16 protein-coding genes, 1 pseudogene and 1 riboswitch are annotated in these 14,839 nt (G+C 49.1%); of the genes and pseudogenes, 8 read left to right on the top strand and 9 right to left on the bottom strand.

The genetic code is table 11. The features are described from left to right. The first annotated feature begins 306 nt into the window (after positions 1 to 306). From EYB58_RS07385 to EYB58_RS07360, 6 genes are all read left to right on the top strand, one after another. Positions 307 to 2,364, top strand: coding sequence for a helical backbone metal receptor (locus tag EYB58_RS07385; protein ID WP_111954339.1), 2,058 nt, complete (start codon positions 307 to 309; stop codon positions 2,362 to 2,364). Next, positions 2,364 to 3,245, top strand: a complete 882-nt coding sequence (locus EYB58_RS07380; RefSeq protein ID WP_111954337.1) for an ABC transporter substrate-binding protein — start codon at positions 2,364 to 2,366, stop codon at positions 3,243 to 3,245. Before EYB58_RS07385 ends, EYB58_RS07380 begins: the two co-directional genes overlap by 1 nt. Further along, a complete protein-coding gene (locus EYB58_RS07375) occupies positions 3,242 to 4,249 on the top strand; it encodes a FecCD family ABC transporter permease (RefSeq protein ID WP_111954335.1) in 1,008 nt (335 codons plus the stop codon). Before EYB58_RS07380 ends, EYB58_RS07375 begins: the two co-directional genes overlap by 4 nt. Then, on the top strand, positions 4,246 to 5,064 hold the full coding sequence (locus EYB58_RS07370; protein ID WP_111954333.1) for an ABC transporter ATP-binding protein: 819 nt from the start codon (positions 4,246 to 4,248) through the stop codon (positions 5,062 to 5,064). Before EYB58_RS07375 ends, EYB58_RS07370 begins: the two co-directional genes overlap by 4 nt. Before the next feature lie 62 nt (positions 5,065 to 5,126). Beyond that, positions 5,127 to 5,333: riboswitch (cobalamin riboswitch) on the top strand. Positions 5,334 to 5,446: 113 nt separating this feature from the next. After that, on the top strand, positions 5,447 to 6,034 hold the full coding sequence (locus EYB58_RS07365) for a TonB-dependent receptor (protein ID WP_111954331.1): 588 nt from the start codon (positions 5,447 to 5,449) through the stop codon (positions 6,032 to 6,034). After that, the gene (locus tag EYB58_RS07360; RefSeq protein WP_131072025.1) at positions 6,001 to 6,330 is read left to right on the top strand and encodes a hypothetical protein; all 330 of its coding nucleotides are present in this window, start codon (positions 6,001 to 6,003) and stop codon (positions 6,328 to 6,330) included. The genes EYB58_RS07365 and EYB58_RS07360 overlap by 34 nt, the downstream gene beginning before the upstream one ends. A 40-nt stretch (positions 6,331 to 6,370) precedes the next feature. On the opposite strand, the gene EYB58_RS07355 is transcribed toward EYB58_RS07360, so the two are convergent. The 3 genes from EYB58_RS07355 to istA form a co-directional block, all read right to left on the bottom strand. Beyond that, positions 6,371 to 6,583, bottom strand: coding sequence for a hypothetical protein (locus EYB58_RS07355; RefSeq protein WP_111960819.1), 213 nt, complete (start codon positions 6,581 to 6,583; stop codon positions 6,371 to 6,373). Between the two features lie 136 nt (positions 6,584 to 6,719). Next, entirely contained in the window at positions 6,720 to 7,463 is a 744-nt protein-coding gene (gene istB, locus EYB58_RS07350; RefSeq protein WP_242637588.1) for an IS21-like element helper ATPase IstB, read from the bottom strand. Then, a complete protein-coding gene (gene istA / locus EYB58_RS07345) occupies positions 7,460 to 8,716 on the bottom strand; it encodes an IS21 family transposase (protein ID WP_163354685.1) in 1,257 nt (418 codons plus the stop codon). The genes istB and istA overlap by 4 nt, the downstream gene beginning before the upstream one ends. Positions 8,717 to 8,904: 188 nt before the next feature. Between istA and EYB58_RS07340 the strand changes: the two are divergent. Further along, positions 8,905 to 9,456: pseudogene (locus EYB58_RS07340) on the top strand (TonB-dependent receptor domain-containing protein); the annotation flags it as partial. A 100-nt stretch (positions 9,457 to 9,556) separates the two neighbouring features. Here EYB58_RS07340 and EYB58_RS07335 read toward each other — a convergent pair. The 6 genes from EYB58_RS07335 to EYB58_RS07310 form a co-directional block, all read right to left on the bottom strand. Next, complete coding sequence (locus tag EYB58_RS07335; RefSeq protein ID WP_111959877.1) at positions 9,557 to 10,093, bottom strand: 2-oxoacid:acceptor oxidoreductase family protein; 537 nt, start codon at positions 10,091 to 10,093, stop codon at positions 9,557 to 9,559. A gap of 17 nt (positions 10,094 to 10,110) precedes the next feature. Beyond that, positions 10,111 to 10,854 carry a thiamine pyrophosphate-dependent enzyme gene (locus EYB58_RS07330; protein WP_111959879.1) on the bottom strand — a complete coding sequence of 248 codons (744 nt, stop codon included), beginning with the start codon at positions 10,852 to 10,854 and terminating at the stop codon, positions 10,111 to 10,113. A gap of 22 nt (positions 10,855 to 10,876) precedes the next feature. After that, complete coding sequence (vorB, locus tag EYB58_RS07325; protein ID WP_111959881.1) at positions 10,877 to 11,947, bottom strand: 3-methyl-2-oxobutanoate dehydrogenase subunit VorB; 1,071 nt, start codon at positions 11,945 to 11,947, stop codon at positions 10,877 to 10,879. 26 nt (positions 11,948 to 11,973) lie between these two features. Beyond that, positions 11,974 to 12,192 carry a 4Fe-4S dicluster domain-containing protein gene (locus EYB58_RS07320; RefSeq protein ID WP_111959883.1) on the bottom strand — a complete coding sequence of 73 codons (219 nt, stop codon included), beginning with the start codon at positions 12,190 to 12,192 and terminating at the stop codon, positions 11,974 to 11,976. Positions 12,193 to 12,213: 21 nt separating this feature from the next. Beyond that, positions 12,214 to 12,897 (bottom strand): P-loop NTPase family protein, encoded by a 684-nt coding sequence (locus EYB58_RS07315; RefSeq protein WP_111959885.1) that lies wholly within the window; start codon positions 12,895 to 12,897, stop codon positions 12,214 to 12,216. An 86-nt stretch (positions 12,898 to 12,983) separates the two neighbouring features. Further along, positions 12,984 to 14,270 (bottom strand): radical SAM family protein, encoded by a 1,287-nt coding sequence (locus EYB58_RS07310; RefSeq protein WP_111959921.1) that lies wholly within the window; start codon positions 14,268 to 14,270, stop codon positions 12,984 to 12,986. Between the two features lie 201 nt (positions 14,271 to 14,471). Between EYB58_RS07310 and EYB58_RS07305 the strand changes: the two genes are divergently transcribed. Further along, a complete protein-coding gene (locus EYB58_RS07305; RefSeq protein ID WP_131072023.1) occupies positions 14,472 to 14,759 on the top strand; it encodes a hypothetical protein in 288 nt (95 codons plus the stop codon). Positions 14,760 to 14,839 lie beyond the last annotated feature (80 nt).

Genomic DNA, 14,839 nt, shown 5'->3' with positions numbered 1-14,839 from the left:
ACCGGTTGATCCGAGTTTTCCAGCACGTAAATCTATAAAAATAGGACATCCCACAAGATCCTTATTCTGCTGGGTGGCCCGGATTAAAACGGTAGCCTAAAAAAAACAAATGTCGCTGTAGTGTGGGGCTCGGGATCAGAATAAAACCGTCCCAATATAACTTAGAATTTTAAGTCCTATTCAAGGCGTCTTACTGTAATCATATTGTTCCTGGTGCACAGTAACGCAACGCGGAAGACGGCTTAAAAGGCAAATCATATGGGGGATTTTGATTGCGATCTTTACATGCCCTAAAGAGAGAAAAGGATGCGTTTGTATTTAAAATATTTACTTCGGAACCGTTATCTCCCTATTTTTTATATCGTTGCTGTTCTCTTCACGGGGCTTTGCCTGGGAAGTGTTACGGCATTGGCTGCCCGAATTCAGGTGCAAGACAGTACCGGTGCACCCCTTGTTTTTGAACAGACGCCCCAAAGAATTGTCAGCCTTGTGCCCACGGCATCGGAAATCCTTGTAACCATCGGAGCGGGGGGGCGGCTTAAAGGGGCCACCTACCATGATGTGACGCTTTCAGGATCAGACAAACGGGAGGTTGTGGGCGGATTTTTCAATCCTTCCTATGCCCATATCAAAAAAGTGAATCCGGATTTGCTCATTGCCTCTTCTTTTCACCGCCGGATCATTAAGGATGCAAAAGCCTCCGGACTGAAAGTTTTTGTTTATGGCACAAAATCCCTGGCCCAGGCCTGGGCCCAGATGAAAACGTTTGGGCGGATTACAGGCCATGAAGCCAGGGCCCTGGACCTGGTGAAAAAGAACATGGACAATCTGGCCCATGTCAAAGCAAAGCTGGACAAGGCAAAAATGAAATATAAACGGGTGATTCGGCTCATGGGCCGGGACAGTATCATGACGCCGGGGGCTGATACGTTCCAGGCTGAAATGATCCGGTCCGCAGGTGGCCAAGCCCCGGATTTCGGCAAAACAGGCAATATTGTGCCCGTAACCCTGGAAGAGTGGACACGCTTTAATCCCCAAGTGATTTATGGATGCGGGGATGACAAACGGGTGGCGGAAAAATTTTTCTCAAAGCCGGGATGGAAGGATGTGGATGCGGTGAAAAACCACCAAATCTATTACCTGCCCTGTGATTTAACCTGCAGGGCGTCGGTTCACACCGCCGACTTTGTGGCCTATCTCTCCTCATTGATTTATACACAAGAATTTGCCGATGGGGAAAATGATGTCCATCCGCCCGGGGTTATAGATGAAACGCCTCTTGAACTGGACATATCAAAGGATCTGCCATATGTGGAAAACGCATCCATTGTCAACGCCTACGTGTTTGACTATCCCAACAAAACCCTGGCGGTTGATCTAAAGGTCCCCATGACTATTTTGTCCACCCTGGAAGGCTGGCGGGATAATATTACAACCGTGGGAAACCATTATACGCCGCCCCCCACCTGGATGCCAGGGCATCTGCCGGGCATAGATTCTGTTCGCACCAGCATCCTTGGTGCCATTGGCAGAAAAACCGAAACCACGGCCCTGCTCACGACAGGGGCGGATATGGGCAATCTGTCCATCCGGACCGAAACATTTAAAAACATGAAAGTCACGGCGCTGGTTACGGCAGGAGTTATGTCCAATGCTGTGCGCATGAGCGCAGATGAAGGCGTATTTTATGAACCGGGCACCATTAATATATTGATATTCACCAACATGCACCTAACCCCCCGGGCCATGGCCCGGGCAATTATTTCGGCCACGGAAGCCAAGACCGCCCTACTTGAAGACTTGGACATTCGTTCAAGCTACTCCGGGACGAAAAATCCGGCCACGGGCACGGGCACGGACAATATCCTGGTGGTGGAAGGGAAGGGGTGCGCTATTGATAATGCAGGCGGCCATTCAAAAATGGGAGAACTCATTGCAAAGGCGGTTTACGCAGCGGTTAGAAATGCCGTAGAAAAACAGAACGGTGTTCTGGCCAACCGCCATGTTATCCAGCGTCTGAAGGAACGAAATATCAGCATTTATGAAATCACCTCCCAGGCCCAGTGCAATTGTCAGCAAAAGAAAAGTGAATTCAATGCCATGGTTGAGCACCTGCTGCTGAACAAAGAGATTTCAGGATTCATGGCATCCGCCTTAGCCTTAAGCGATGCCTATGAGCGCGGTCAGATTTCAAGTATCGACGCCTTTGACCTGTGGTGCGGACAGATTGCGGAAAAGATCGCGGGCCAGCCTATTGATATAATGGATATGATCTGGGATGATCGTGTTCCCATTGTGATCAAAAAAGCGTTGAATGCCGTTATGACCGGCGCCAAAGACCGGGTTGGAGAGAATATCGAATAATGGACAGGCCCAAGCCTTTTAAAACGTTTTTAGTCTGGGTGTCTGTCCTGGTCTGTATTCCGGCCTGGGCCCCAGCCCAAGGGCCTGCCCCGGCTATCCGGGTGGTCTCTTTGTCCCCCTTTATTACGGAAACCATTTACCTTTTGGGTGCCCAGGACCAGCTGCTTGCCGACACCTCCTATTGTACAGTGCCCCCCGAGGCAGCCCGGAAAGAAAAGATCGGGTCCGTAACCCGGATGAATGTCGAAAAGATTATCATCCTGGAACCGGATCTTGTGATCTCCTCTCCTTTGAGCAAGGAAAAGCAGCTTAAAATTCTTCGATCCCAGGGTATCCGGATCATGGAGATCCGCAACCCCAAAACCTTTGACCAGATGTGCGTCATTACCCTGAAAATTGCAGACGCCCTTGGTAAAACACCCCAGGCCCAGACTCTTGTGCAACAGGCCTCCGATGATGTGGACAGAGTCCGCGAACAGGTTGCGGGCTTAAGCCCGAGACGGGTATTTATTCAGATTGGTCTCAAACCCCTTCACACGGTAAACAAAGATCTGTTTATCAATGAATATATTATCCAGGCCAATGCCGTTAATATCGCAGAAAATCAACCCTCCGGCATCTATTCCCGTGAAGAGGTGATTAAGCAGGACCCGGATGTCATCCTCGTGGCCACCATGGGGACAAGTAAAAAAGCTGCAATTTTTGAGAAAAAACGGTGGATGGATTTTCCTTCCCTGACATCTGCCGGGAATAACGAAATTCACGTGCTCGATCCGGAAGTGATCTGCCATCCCACACCAGCCAGCTTTGCATCCGGTCTTCAGCGGGTGGCAGCCCTGATTCATCCGGAAATCGGCACTGCAGAAGGGTCCTCCAATTGAAAGCCAATGCCAGGTCATGGGGCCTGTTCTCCCTGGGCCTGTTTATTCTTCTGGTGTTTACAGCAGGCCTATCCTTGTCCGTGGGCAGTGCAGGTATCCGATTTTTTGACATCCCGGAAATCATTGCTGCAGGGCCGGGCAGTCCCGAATACAGCATCCTTATGGGCATCAGGCTGCCGAGAACTCTGCTTGGCATTGCCATGGGCGGGGCATTAGGCCTTGCCGGCACCCTGCTCCAGGGTCTGTTTAAAAATCCTCTGGTGGAACCCTATACCCTTGGGATCTCCGGCGGGGCATCCCTTGGCATCTGCATAAATATCCTGTTCAAACTCTACGCGGTCATCGGCATCATTGCCTATCCTTTATCCGGGTTTGTCGGTGCAAGCCTGGTTATTTTTCTGGTATACGGACTAAACCGCAGCACCCGGCATATCCGTTCCAACCGGATGCTGCTTACCGGCGTCATGATCTCCTATGTGGCCTCCTCCCTTGTCATGCTGCTCATGGCCCTGGCCCGGCCCGACGATCTCCAGGCCATTGTGCTCTGGATTATGGGATCTTTGGATGAACCGGACATGCGTCTGATCCGCATGGCCCTGACGGGGTCTCTGGCCGGCCTTTTTTTCTCCTATTTTTTCTGTTTTGACCTCAACGGCTTGGCCTTGGGCGAAGAAGAAGCCGCAGGCCTTGGGGTGAATACGGCCCGGGCCCGGAAAGGCATCTTTCTCATTGCATCGTTTCTAACCGGTCTGTCCGTATCCATGGCAGGCGTCATCATGTTTGTGGGGCTTATTGTTCCCCATTTCATGCGCCTGATCACAGGACCGGATCACAGAATACTTTTACTGGCCTCCTATCTGTCCGGTGCCGTGTTCCTGCTGATGTGCGATGTGGTGGCACGGACCGTGATCACGCCGCTGGAACTGCCTGTGGGCGTTATTACCGGCATTATTGGCGGCGTGGTGTTCATCTGGGCTATTTCCAGAAAAAAGGGGGACATATGACACCATCGCCGCTGTTAGAAATCCAGGATATCACCCTGGGTTTTGGTCACCGTCGGATATTGTCCAATATCAGCTTTAATGTGCCAACGGGCCGGATTGTTTCAATTATCGGTCCCAACGGCACCGGTAAAACCAGCCTGCTGCGCACGGTTTGCGGGACTCTGGAACCGTTTAAGGGAAAAATTGTGCTCAAGGGAAAGGACATCTGCATCCAGACCCGGGCCGAACTTGCCCGGCAAATGGCTGTGGTCCGCCAGAATCTGGACCCTTTACCCATGCAGGTTCAAGCCTATGTACTGATAGGTCGCCTGCCGTTTTTCAAACCGTTTCAATTTTTTGAAACCCGCAAAGACAGGGAACTTGCCCGGCATTTTATGACGGTCGCGGGCATCGGGGACCTTGCCGATTCCGCCATGGACCAGGTTTCAGGCGGGGAGCGCCAACTGGCTGCCCTTGCAAGGGCGCTAACCCAGGAACCTAAATTCCTTGTGCTGGATGAACCCACAGCGCATCTTGACATCACCCACCAAGTCAGAATTCTGGATCTTATTTCCGGACTGCGGGACAGTCTTGGCCTTACCGTGCTCATGGTAATCCATGATTTGAATCTGGCTGCTGAATATTCTGATAATCTGGTGCTGCTCGACAAAGACAAAGGGCGGATTCATGCTATGGGCGCTCCGGAACAGGTCCTGACCCGAAAAAATATCCAGACCGTATACCAGACCCCTGTCCGGGTGGGGAGAAATCCCAACTCCGGCCGGCCCTGGGTGTTTATAGACAAGGCTGGCGGCCTGAAAGATTCTGAGAGATGAATTCTCAGAATCGTTGTAAAAGCTGTTATCTGTTTGACAAATTCTGTGCATCAGTTATAAAAACACAAAAAAATTGTTCAGGTGTGTAAAAGCACAATGGCAGTTTTAAGAAAAACTGCTAAAGAGGGAATCCTGTGAAATTCAGGAACGGACCCGCCGCTGTGACCGGAAATACGTCTCTGCATTAAACCACTGGTACAAAGTACTGGGAAGGGGCAGGGAAAGCAAGCCCCGGGAGTCAGAAGACCTGCTTGGGCAAGGTGTCGATAACCTCGAGGACTGGGTAGGCACGAAAGATTCTGAGATAGTTTGGGAAATCCCGGATTGAATTTTTTTTGATCCGGTTTTTTTATGCCCGGATGATTACGAGGAGAGAGTGAATATGCAACATCCTGTGGTGAAACTATCTGTGTTTATTTTTGCGCTTTATTTAGCGCCGCTGAACGCCTTTGGGGCAGACCCATCGGCAGAGGAAACAAGTGTTTTAGAAGATGTGGTAGTCAGTGCAACAAGAACGCCGACCCGCATTTCTCAGCTGGGAACTTCGGTTACCGTTATTACGTCAAAAGAAATTGAGGCCAAGCAGCAGATCCAGGTGATTGATGTTCTGCGCAGTGTGCCGGGTGTAAGTGTGATTCAGTCCGGCCCCAAGGGTGCAGCGGTCTCTATTTTTATGCGTGGAACGGCCAATAAACATACCCTGATATTGGTCGATGGCATTGAATTTAGAGATCCTTCGGCTCCTGCAGCCGAGTCAAATCTGTCAAATTTAACAACGGATAATATTGAACGTATTGAGGTTATCAGGGGCCCCCAGAGTGTTCTTTACGGTTCTGATGCCATCGGCGGTGTTATCAACATAATTACGAAAAAAGGACAAAAAAACCAACCGGTTATGTTTCCGTTGAAGCCGGTTCATACAGCACCAAACGTGGCGTGGCCGGCGGCTCTTTTGGCAATGATTATGTGACTGCGTCGATTACTGTCTCCGGTACAAAAACCGATGGGTTTTCCACTGCCAGCGAAGAGGATGGAAATAGCGAAAATGACGGATATGAAAATAAAAGTGCAGGCTTGAAGATCAATGCAATCCCCAGTGAAATTATAGATCTTAATTTTAATCTTCATTTGGCAGAATCTGAATATGATATGGATGGGTTTACGTACGATGCAAATTGGAACTCTGAATTTGGAGATACTCTGGACACCCAAAATACAGATGAAATAACAGGACGTCTTGAAGTGTCAATGGGCACCAGAAATTGAGCCATTTATGGTCATCAAAAATGAGCCACCCCGATTCATTCTATAAACCTCCTTTGTTTTTTTCTGTTGAAGGGTCATGATATTTAAAACCGGCTTCAATCAATATATATTCCAACACTATTCCAACTTCACCTCTTCTTTTGAGCTTATCAAGCATCCACTTTTGTATACGAGCATTGACATGAACCCGCTTTAGGTGTGGTGGTAGTTTGGGCTTTGGCTTTCCCCTGTACCCTCCACGTTTTTCTAACATATGGATACCGCCTTTCGGCAAGACAATCTCTGAAAATGACTGGTATTAGGACTTTTTAGATAAGTGTATAACGCTTTACAAAAAAACAGGGTCATTTTTGAGGTTATTTTCGTCCCATCCTTAATACTGCCCGTATTCATGGCTTTTTACCTTTCAGTCTATAACTGTTACCCTTAATATTAACGACGGCGCTGTGGTGAAGTAGTCGATCAAGGATGGCCGTCACTATGATCGGGTCATGGAACAGCTCTGTCCAGTCTCCGAACGCCTTATTTGATGTGATAATGGTGCTGTTTTTTTCATAACGGTTGGCAATAAAACGAAAGAATAAATTGCATTCTTCCCGGGTGATGGGCGTGTAACCCACTTCATCAACGACGACCAAGGACGATTTATAGTATCCACGGCCCTTACCCGGCTTCCCAGCCTCGTGATCCTTTCGCAGCTTGATAATCAAATCTTCCATGTTAGTAAAATAGATACTCATGCCCGATTGGCATGCCTTCAACGCAAGTGATATCGCAAGATGCGTCTTTCCCACACCAGGAGGGCCAAGAAAAATCACATTGCCTTTTTCACGGATAAAGCTCAGATCAAAAAGCCCCATGATTTTTTGTTTATCCAGACCGGGTTGGAAGGCGAAGTCAAAATCATCTATGCTTTTGATATACGGCAGTCCTGATATCCTTAATGCGGTTTCGATCCGGCGCTGCTCCTTCGCCGCCACTTCTTCTTCAAGCAGTTCATCCAGAAAAGACAGATAACTTTTTCCCTGCTCCTCGGCTGTTTTGGCAAGGCTGCCTAAAACTTCATAGATCCGGGAGAGTTTTAGCCGGCTAAGGTTGGATTCAATACGATCCATTACAAGGGTATCACTCATGAAGACACCTCCTGCATTATTTCTTCATATGCAGAGATGGAGCGAACCTCAACATCCATGTCATATTGTGGCTTCTGGGGACTGATAGTCTGTTTCGCCCGTCCCTTACCTTTTTTACCGTGGTGATATTTGCGCCGATTCATGTCAATGTCCTTTTTCATGTCCTCGTAGAATCTCTTCTTCTGCACCAAATTGCCTTTTGTTGATGGAATCTCATAGGTAACTACCAGCCAACAGTTTTGGAGAATACGTAGCTGACCATCTTTCGGGCGAAGTATGACCTGTTCTCCTACCAGGGTGTGGGGTGTGACATAGCGATTTCCTTGAAAGTGGACAGTGCAGTCTTTATACACCCGCCGGTAAATACGATACGAGGTGTCGAACGTCTGGGGAGGCAGTGCATTTAAATGTGGCTGCTCCCGCTTAAACCGGGTGCTGACTTTCTCATGGGTCGTGCCATGAATCCGTTCATCCTTTTTTATAATCCAAGACCAAAGGTTCTTGTTGGCCCTAACCAGGTTTACAAAGCCGTATCCCCGCCAAAAGCCTTCCCGGATGAAGGTATAAGGACGTTCGACCTTTCCCTTGACCCAGGCGGCATAAGCGGGGGCCACTTTGGGAACAAATCCGTAATGAACGGCAAATCCTATCAGGGTTGAATTAAACTTGTCCTTACCGGTCAGCTTGGCGATATACACATTTTTCATGCGATCATAGAGTATCTGATCCGAGACGCCAGCGAAGTATTCAAAGGCGTGTATATGGCAGTCAAGAAAGCTTGGCATGTCGCATCGTTCGATCAATTCTGTATAGATTTTCCGGGAATATCCCAGAATCATTGAAAACAGATACAGCTTCTTTATACTGCCATCGGGAAGCTCAACCTGAAATTCTCCAAAATCCACCTGGGCCTGGTGGCCGGGTTCGGTCTCAAAGCGCATGTAGGCAATTTTTTGTTTTTGTTTCTTGAATTTACCGACCTTTCGCTTCACGGTTTCATAACTACCGGTATATCCTTGGTTGACAAGACGGTCATAAATCCAGGTGGCGGTGTAATACTCGTCTTCGTCAAGCCAGGCCTTGATGGTGTTGTGATAAGGATCAAGAATACTCGTGCGATGGTATGACTTTGGATTTTTTAAGCAACTTTCCGGGGCTTCAAGATACTTTTTGACGGTGTTACGGCTTATGCCCAGGCGCCGGGCTATGGCCCGCTGGGTCAAGCCGGACCTGTGCAGATCCAGTATATCCAAAATGATCTCCTTTTTTTCATAAACACTCCACTGTTATCCCAGATAAAATTACCAGGATGGCATTTACCCGGGAAATTAAACAGGGGGGAGTGATCCTGCGGTCCCCCCTGTTTAATTCCCTAGTGGCTCAGTTTTAAATGACCATTTTTGGCTCAATTTAACATGACCATCGACATGAGTATTATGGAACTGAAGATCTTGAGCCCGAAGAGAGTATTGGATATGATATCGGCGTTGAACAATCGTTCATGGATAAACAAATTGTTATAGGACTTTCCTGGTTTTGGAATGATATTGATAATTTCATTGATTGGGATAATAACAGCTGGACCTATCAGAACATTGATGGAATAAGAACCCAAGGCATTGAATCAACAATTGCCTGGCATCCCTGTGATTATTTTAATATGCAGCTTGGCTATACGTATACCGACACTGAGGATGATAATGGAGACCGGCTCGACAGACGCCCACTGCATAAAGGTACAGCTGATCTAAATTTTTATCCCACTAAGCATCTGCAGATCCATTTCACTTCAGTCTATGTCAGCGAAAGAGATGACGGCGATGAAAAGCTGGACGCCTATACCCTGGTCAACTTGGCTGTCTCTTATCAAATCTGCAAAAACGTGAAGGTTTTTGGACGGATAGAGAATCTATTTGATGAGGAGTATGAAGAAGTTGGCGGATATGGGACAGCGGATATTTCCGCCTATGCCGGGGTGAAATTAAATTTTTAAAATTTATGAGCCCCCGACCAAAAGCGGAAGAAAGGCTTCTAAAGCACTTTTTTCCGCCTTTGGTGTTTTCTGGGTCCGTTTTTTTAGAGGCCTATTATGGTTATGCCTGGGCGGCAGCTACCCCCCTGTCAAACGCATCCATGTTCAAGGGAATAATTTTTGCTTTGGCGGCAAATTCTTCCTTGATGCATTTTTTTAAAAGATCCAGATCCACCACCTTGCTTTTGGCTGCAAATGCGGCCAAGGCAACGATGTTGGCGGCTCTGACAGATCCGGCCTCAATGGCGATATCATTGACCGGCACCGCCAGCTCGACCACATCCTTGCGCTGGCTTCTGATCGGAATCAGTGATGAGTTAATAAATACAATCCCCCCGGGTTTAACAGTGTCGTCGAATTTTTCCAGGGAGGGCCGGTTCATGGCCACAAGGTGGCTGGGACTTTTTATAATAGGTGATCCAATAAGCTTGTCACTGATTACAACGGTGCAATATGCGGTGCCGCCCCGCATTTCCGGTCCGTAGGAGGGAATCCAGGCGACCTGGTATCCCTGCTTCATTGCGGCATAGGCCAGCAGCTTAGCACTGAGAAGAATGCCCTGGCCGCCGAATCCTGCAAATTTAATTTCTGTCTGCATGGGTGTCTCCCAATTGTTTAGGCGTCTTCAGGGGTTTTATAATCGCCCAGTTCATAGTAAGGCAGCAAAGTTTCTTCGGCCCACTTCAAGGCATCAATGGGCGTCATGCCCCAGTTGGTTGGACAGGTGGAGATCACCTCCACAAAACTGAAACAGGTGTTATCCATCTGGTACTGGAATGCCTTTTTAATAGCCTTTTTACATTTGTTCACCATCTGGGGCTTGAGTACGGCCTGCCGGGTGACATAGCCCGGGGTCACAATTTCACTCATGAGATTGGCCATGCGGATGGGCATGCCTGTCTGGGCTGTATCACGACCGGCCGGAGCCGTCGTGGCACGCTGGCCCGGCATGGTGGTGGGGGCCATCTGGCCGCCGGTCATGCCGTAAATGGCATTGTTGATAAAAATGACGGTGATTTTCTCCCCGCGGTTAGCCGCATGAATGATTTCACCCATGCCGATACTGGCAAGGTCCCCGTCCCCCTGGTAGGTGAATACCATCATATCCGGGCGTACCCGCTTGATGCCGGTTGCCATGGCAGGAGCCCTGCCGTGGGCGGCTTCCTGGAAGTCACAGTCAAAATAATTGTAGATCATGACAGCGCATCCTACAGGGGCGATGCCCACGGTATTTTCCCGGATGCCCAGTTCGTCTATGGCCTCGGCCACCAGCCGATGGACAATGCCGTGGGTACAGCCGGGACAATAGTGGGTGTAATTGTCTGTCATCACCTCTGGTTTAGAAAATGCTTTTCCCATTATTTTCTCCTTGACCGGCGCGTTACCCGATCAGTTCTTTTACGATTTCGATGATTTTTTCAGGTGACGGAATTTCACCGCCGCATTCCCCGTAAAATTCCACCGGTTTTTTGCCCATAACGCACCGTTGGACATCTTCCACCATCTGGCCCATGCTCATTTCAATGCTGATAACGCATTTGCAGCTGTCTTTCACTGCGGCATCATGCACCTGTTTTTCAGGAAAAGGAAATAAGGTCTTGGGGCGGAACATGGCCACTTCAATGCCCTCAGCCTTGAGCATGTCAATGGCGGTGCGGCATACGCGGCTCATGGTGCCGTAGCTTGCAATCAGGACCTGATAGTCCCCATCTGTATTGTACAGCTCATACTGAACATCTTCCTTTTTCATCTGCTCGTATTTGGCCTTGAGATTCAGGTTGTGCTGGTTCAGTTCAGCAGGATCCAGAAACAGGGATTTCACCAGGTTTGACTTTTTGCTTTTCCGGGTGGACATGCCGTTGGTGGCCCAGTCGTCCTTGTTGGTGGGTTCGGTTTTTAAATCATCGGGGAACTCCACTGGTTCCATCATCTGGCCGATCATGCCGTCGCCCATGACCATGACTGGATTTCTGTATTTTTCCGCCAGACCAAAAGCCTGCATGGTCATCTCCACGGCTTCCTGGACCCCGTCCGGTGCCAGGACCAACAAATGGTAGTCGCCGTGGCCGCCGCCCTTGGTTGCCTGAAAATAATCACCCTGGGACGGCAGGATACCGCCTAGCCCCGGGCCACCCCTCATAATATTAACAAATACTGCCGGGCACTGGGCAGCGGCAATATAGGAAATTGCTTCACTCATCAGGCTGATGCCCGGAGAAGATGATGTGGTCATGACACGCTCTCCGGCACCCGAGGCCCCAAAAATCATATACCCCACGGCCACTTCACTTTCGCCCTGGAGAAACACGCCGCCCACTTCGGGCAGACGTTTGCTCAGGTACTCGGCGACTTCCGACTGGGGCGTGATGGGGTATGCAAAATAGTTTAGACAGCCGGCCCTGATGGCGGCTTCACCGATTGCTTCATTGCCTTTCATTAAGACTTTAGCCATTGTCATTTGTCCTTAGATATAAATAATTATGCACTTTGTTCTTCAACTATACTGATAGCCACATCCGGACACATGGTGCAGCAGATGGCGCAGTGAATGCAATCCTCTGGTCTGGCCTGAAAGGCCGGGAAATGCCCTTTTGCATTTACCTTGTCGGTGATCTCAAGCACGTCTTTCGGGCAGAAATGCACACAAAGACCACACCCTTTGCACCTTTCGGCATCAATAATGTGTTTATAGGCCATTGTAAGTAGTTCTCCTTGGTGTTAAGTGCGTGTCCAGGGGAGGGCCAGCAACCGGTCAATGGGCAGGATCGGGCAAAAGATCCGTTCAGGGGCCAATTGGGGCAAAAGCCTGGTGGACGCTGTTATAAATTCAATATTAAGACCGGTGGCTTCGGATACCCGGCGCACCAGATTGTAGCCGTCATAAATAATTTGCGGCGTGGTCTCGTCAAGAAGGTTGGCATTGGAAATCAGGCCTGTGACAGGCAATTTTGCGGCAGCTTCGATTTGCGCCTTTATTTTAAGGCAACTTTGGACATCCTGGGTATTGGGGCGCAAGGGGTTGATGACCTGCAGCAATTTGACCTGTTTTTTTTTAAGCACATCTGCCAGGGCGGCAAGAACCGTCACGCCTGCATCATCTCCGCCGGCATCCAAAATGGTCACCTGGGCAGGGTTTTTAATCATGTCGGCCACGGCCGGGGTCAAGATGGGCAGGTCCGCATGCATGTATTTTCTGTCCGGCAGAACCACTTCCACCCCCATATCCTCCAGGGGCTTCTTTGCTTCCCGGCTTCTGAAATAGGGGTTAACCAAGTCCAGATCCGTTATTTTGACGCTTTTGCCGGCCCGCCGGGAAACGACTGCCAGGTTGACAGCCGTTTCACTTTTGCCGCTGCCGTAATTGCCGACTATTATAATGATGCCGCTGATGTCGGGTAACATGCCATCCTTTTTTTAACGGGTTAACATACCATTAAATAACTATAAACTATGAATTAAATCAAATCGCGCAAGGTTTTTCAATGATATTATCGGGGTGGATTGAAATAACCGTGGATAAGACGAGGAAACGTTTGACTCAACTCTTTTATCAGGTTTGCCATACCCGTGGGGGCGCCGCCTGGGGCGGCATGTTCCATGATGCGGATATAATGCCGGGGGTCAAAATTAAGATTGCGCCACTGGATCATGTTGATGTCCGTGGTGCGGATAAAATCAAAAAGCGCCTGTTTTTCCTGTTGGCAATCTGTAAATCCCGGACAGTTCAAGTAATTAATAGCCACAAAACGGCCCTTGGCCCTGGCCCGTTTGATACTGTCCACAACATCTTCAAAACAATAGGATTTGGGACGAAAATAGGCGGTATAACAATCTTTGCGCACCGAGTTCATACTCACGCGCATGCTGTCCAGGCCTGCTGTACACAAACGTTCGACCCGGTCGGGCAAACTGGCATTGGAGTTCAGGTTGATGGTGCCACGATCGGTCTTTTCCCGGATCAGGATGATGGCCTTTTCAATGGCATCTGCCGAGGTTAACGGTTCTCCCTCGCACCCCTGGCCAAAACTAACCACAGCCTTTTCAACTTTCAGAATATGTTCCAGAGCAACGCCGGCAATCTCTTCGGGATCAGGGATAAAGGAGATTCTGTCCTGGCAGGCGCACAGGTTATTGTCCGTTTGAAGGGAGATGCACCCAAGACACCTGGCGTTGCAGACCACGGAGGTGGGCAGCGGGGCTTCATACCGGCCCAGGAAAAAATTTTTCCCGGCCGGGCACCCGTATTCCAGGGCACATTTCTCCAGGTGGCGCATCAACCGGTTATCCGGATATTTTTTTCTGTATTTTTCAACCCCCTGTTGAACGCCCGCAATAGGCATCAACCGCAGATCCTGCCGGGGTTCGTCATCCACCTGAAGGGCGGCCGACCTAAAATCATTTTTTCCAAACCCCACAGCGCCATAGGAAAAAAGGGGCAAAGGGGTCTTCATACCAAAATCATCGTAGGCGCAAAAATGCAAGTTCACATACCCCGGGGAGTTAAATACGCCCACCGGATAAATGCGCTGGTCAGGCTGGAAGGGGTTCGTTTCAAGGGTTTCGAACCGATCTGTGACCAGGTTGAATACAATGGGGGCTCTGTCTGGCAGCAGCATCAGTTCACTGCCGTGGGGCATGGGACAGGTACCGGATTTTGCCAGAAGAAAAAACTCATTGCCGGACATGCCTGCGGCAGCATATCCGTCCAATTCAAAAATATTGCCGTGTTCATCAGCCACCACAGCCGTGAGCATCTGTTTATTTATATATGCCATGATGAAGCAGGATATACCAGAATGGTGCCGGGATCTCAATCTTCTGTGTATCTTTTATATTTTGGTTGACAAAAAGCAAATTCCTATCCTATGAAGTTTTGGAAAAAATTAGCAGGGACATGGCCCGCTGCCCGTGAAAACGATCCGGCATTAGGGGGCCATATTAGAGACAAAAAGAAAAAGTAGATACAAAAGTGAGTAATGTTAGACATGACGAGCAAAATCATCCATCATCAAGACCGACGCCAAAACAAGCACAATCGACGTGGTAATAGAAACAGACGTAGCTGGGGTGAACGTCGACATGATTTCCGTAATGGCTCAAATAAGAAGCGACGCACCCTCTGTGAGTGGTGGCGCGCGATTACCAATGCACGCCTCGGTGTCGACCGCAGAAAACAGGAACGAAGAAAGAACATGGATCGCCGCCGGCAAAACCTGAACAACCTGCTCACCGAAGAGGAGATTACCGAACTTCTCAACTGGTAGATCATCTCAACGTTGCTTATTTTTTCACATTGCCCCAGCGGAATAAAGTGAATTGGGTTTGTTCATAAGTCGACTTATGG

The organism is Desulfobacter hydrogenophilus, assembly GCF_004319545.1.
GTDB lineage: Bacteria > Desulfobacterota > Desulfobacteria > Desulfobacterales > Desulfobacteraceae > Desulfobacter > Desulfobacter hydrogenophilus.
Note: the sequence above shows the minus strand (reverse complement) of the source record. Positions and strands in the feature narration are given on the sequence as shown.

Bases quoted from the DNA above. Each gene is read 5' to 3' on its own strand.
- EYB58_RS07385 (WP_111954339.1), top strand. From the start codon at position 307: ATGCGTTTGTATTTAAAATATTTACTTCGGAACCGTTATCTCCCTATT.
- EYB58_RS07380 (WP_111954337.1), top strand. From the start codon at position 2,364: ATGGACAGGCCCAAGCCTTTTAAAACGTTTTTAGTCTGGGTGTCTGTC.
- EYB58_RS07370 (WP_111954333.1), top strand. From the start codon at position 4,246: ATGACACCATCGCCGCTGTTAGAAATCCAGGATATCACCCTGGGTTTT.
- EYB58_RS07365 (WP_111954331.1), top strand. From the start codon at position 5,447: ATGCAACATCCTGTGGTGAAACTATCTGTGTTTATTTTTGCGCTTTAT.
- EYB58_RS07355 (WP_111960819.1), bottom strand. From the start codon at position 6,583: ATGTTAGAAAAACGTGGAGGGTACAGGGGAAAGCCAAAGCCCAAACTA.
- istB (WP_242637588.1), bottom strand. From the start codon at position 7,463: ATGAGTGATACCCTTGTAATGGATCGTATTGAATCCAACCTTAGCCGG.
- EYB58_RS07335 (WP_111959877.1), bottom strand. From the start codon at position 10,093: ATGCAGACAGAAATTAAATTTGCAGGATTCGGCGGCCAGGGCATTCTT.
- EYB58_RS07330 (WP_111959879.1), bottom strand. From the start codon at position 10,854: ATGGGAAAAGCATTTTCTAAACCAGAGGTGATGACAGACAATTACACC.
- vorB (WP_111959881.1), bottom strand. From the start codon at position 11,947: ATGGCTAAAGTCTTAATGAAAGGCAATGAAGCAATCGGTGAAGCCGCC.
- EYB58_RS07320 (WP_111959883.1), bottom strand. From the start codon at position 12,192: ATGGCCTATAAACACATTATTGATGCCGAAAGGTGCAAAGGGTGTGGT.
- EYB58_RS07315 (WP_111959885.1), bottom strand. From the start codon at position 12,897: ATGTTACCCGACATCAGCGGCATCATTATAATAGTCGGCAATTACGGC.
- EYB58_RS07310 (WP_111959921.1), bottom strand. From the start codon at position 14,270: ATGGCATATATAAATAAACAGATGCTCACGGCTGTGGTGGCTGATGAA.
- EYB58_RS07305 (WP_131072023.1), top strand. From the start codon at position 14,472: ATGTTAGACATGACGAGCAAAATCATCCATCATCAAGACCGACGCCAA.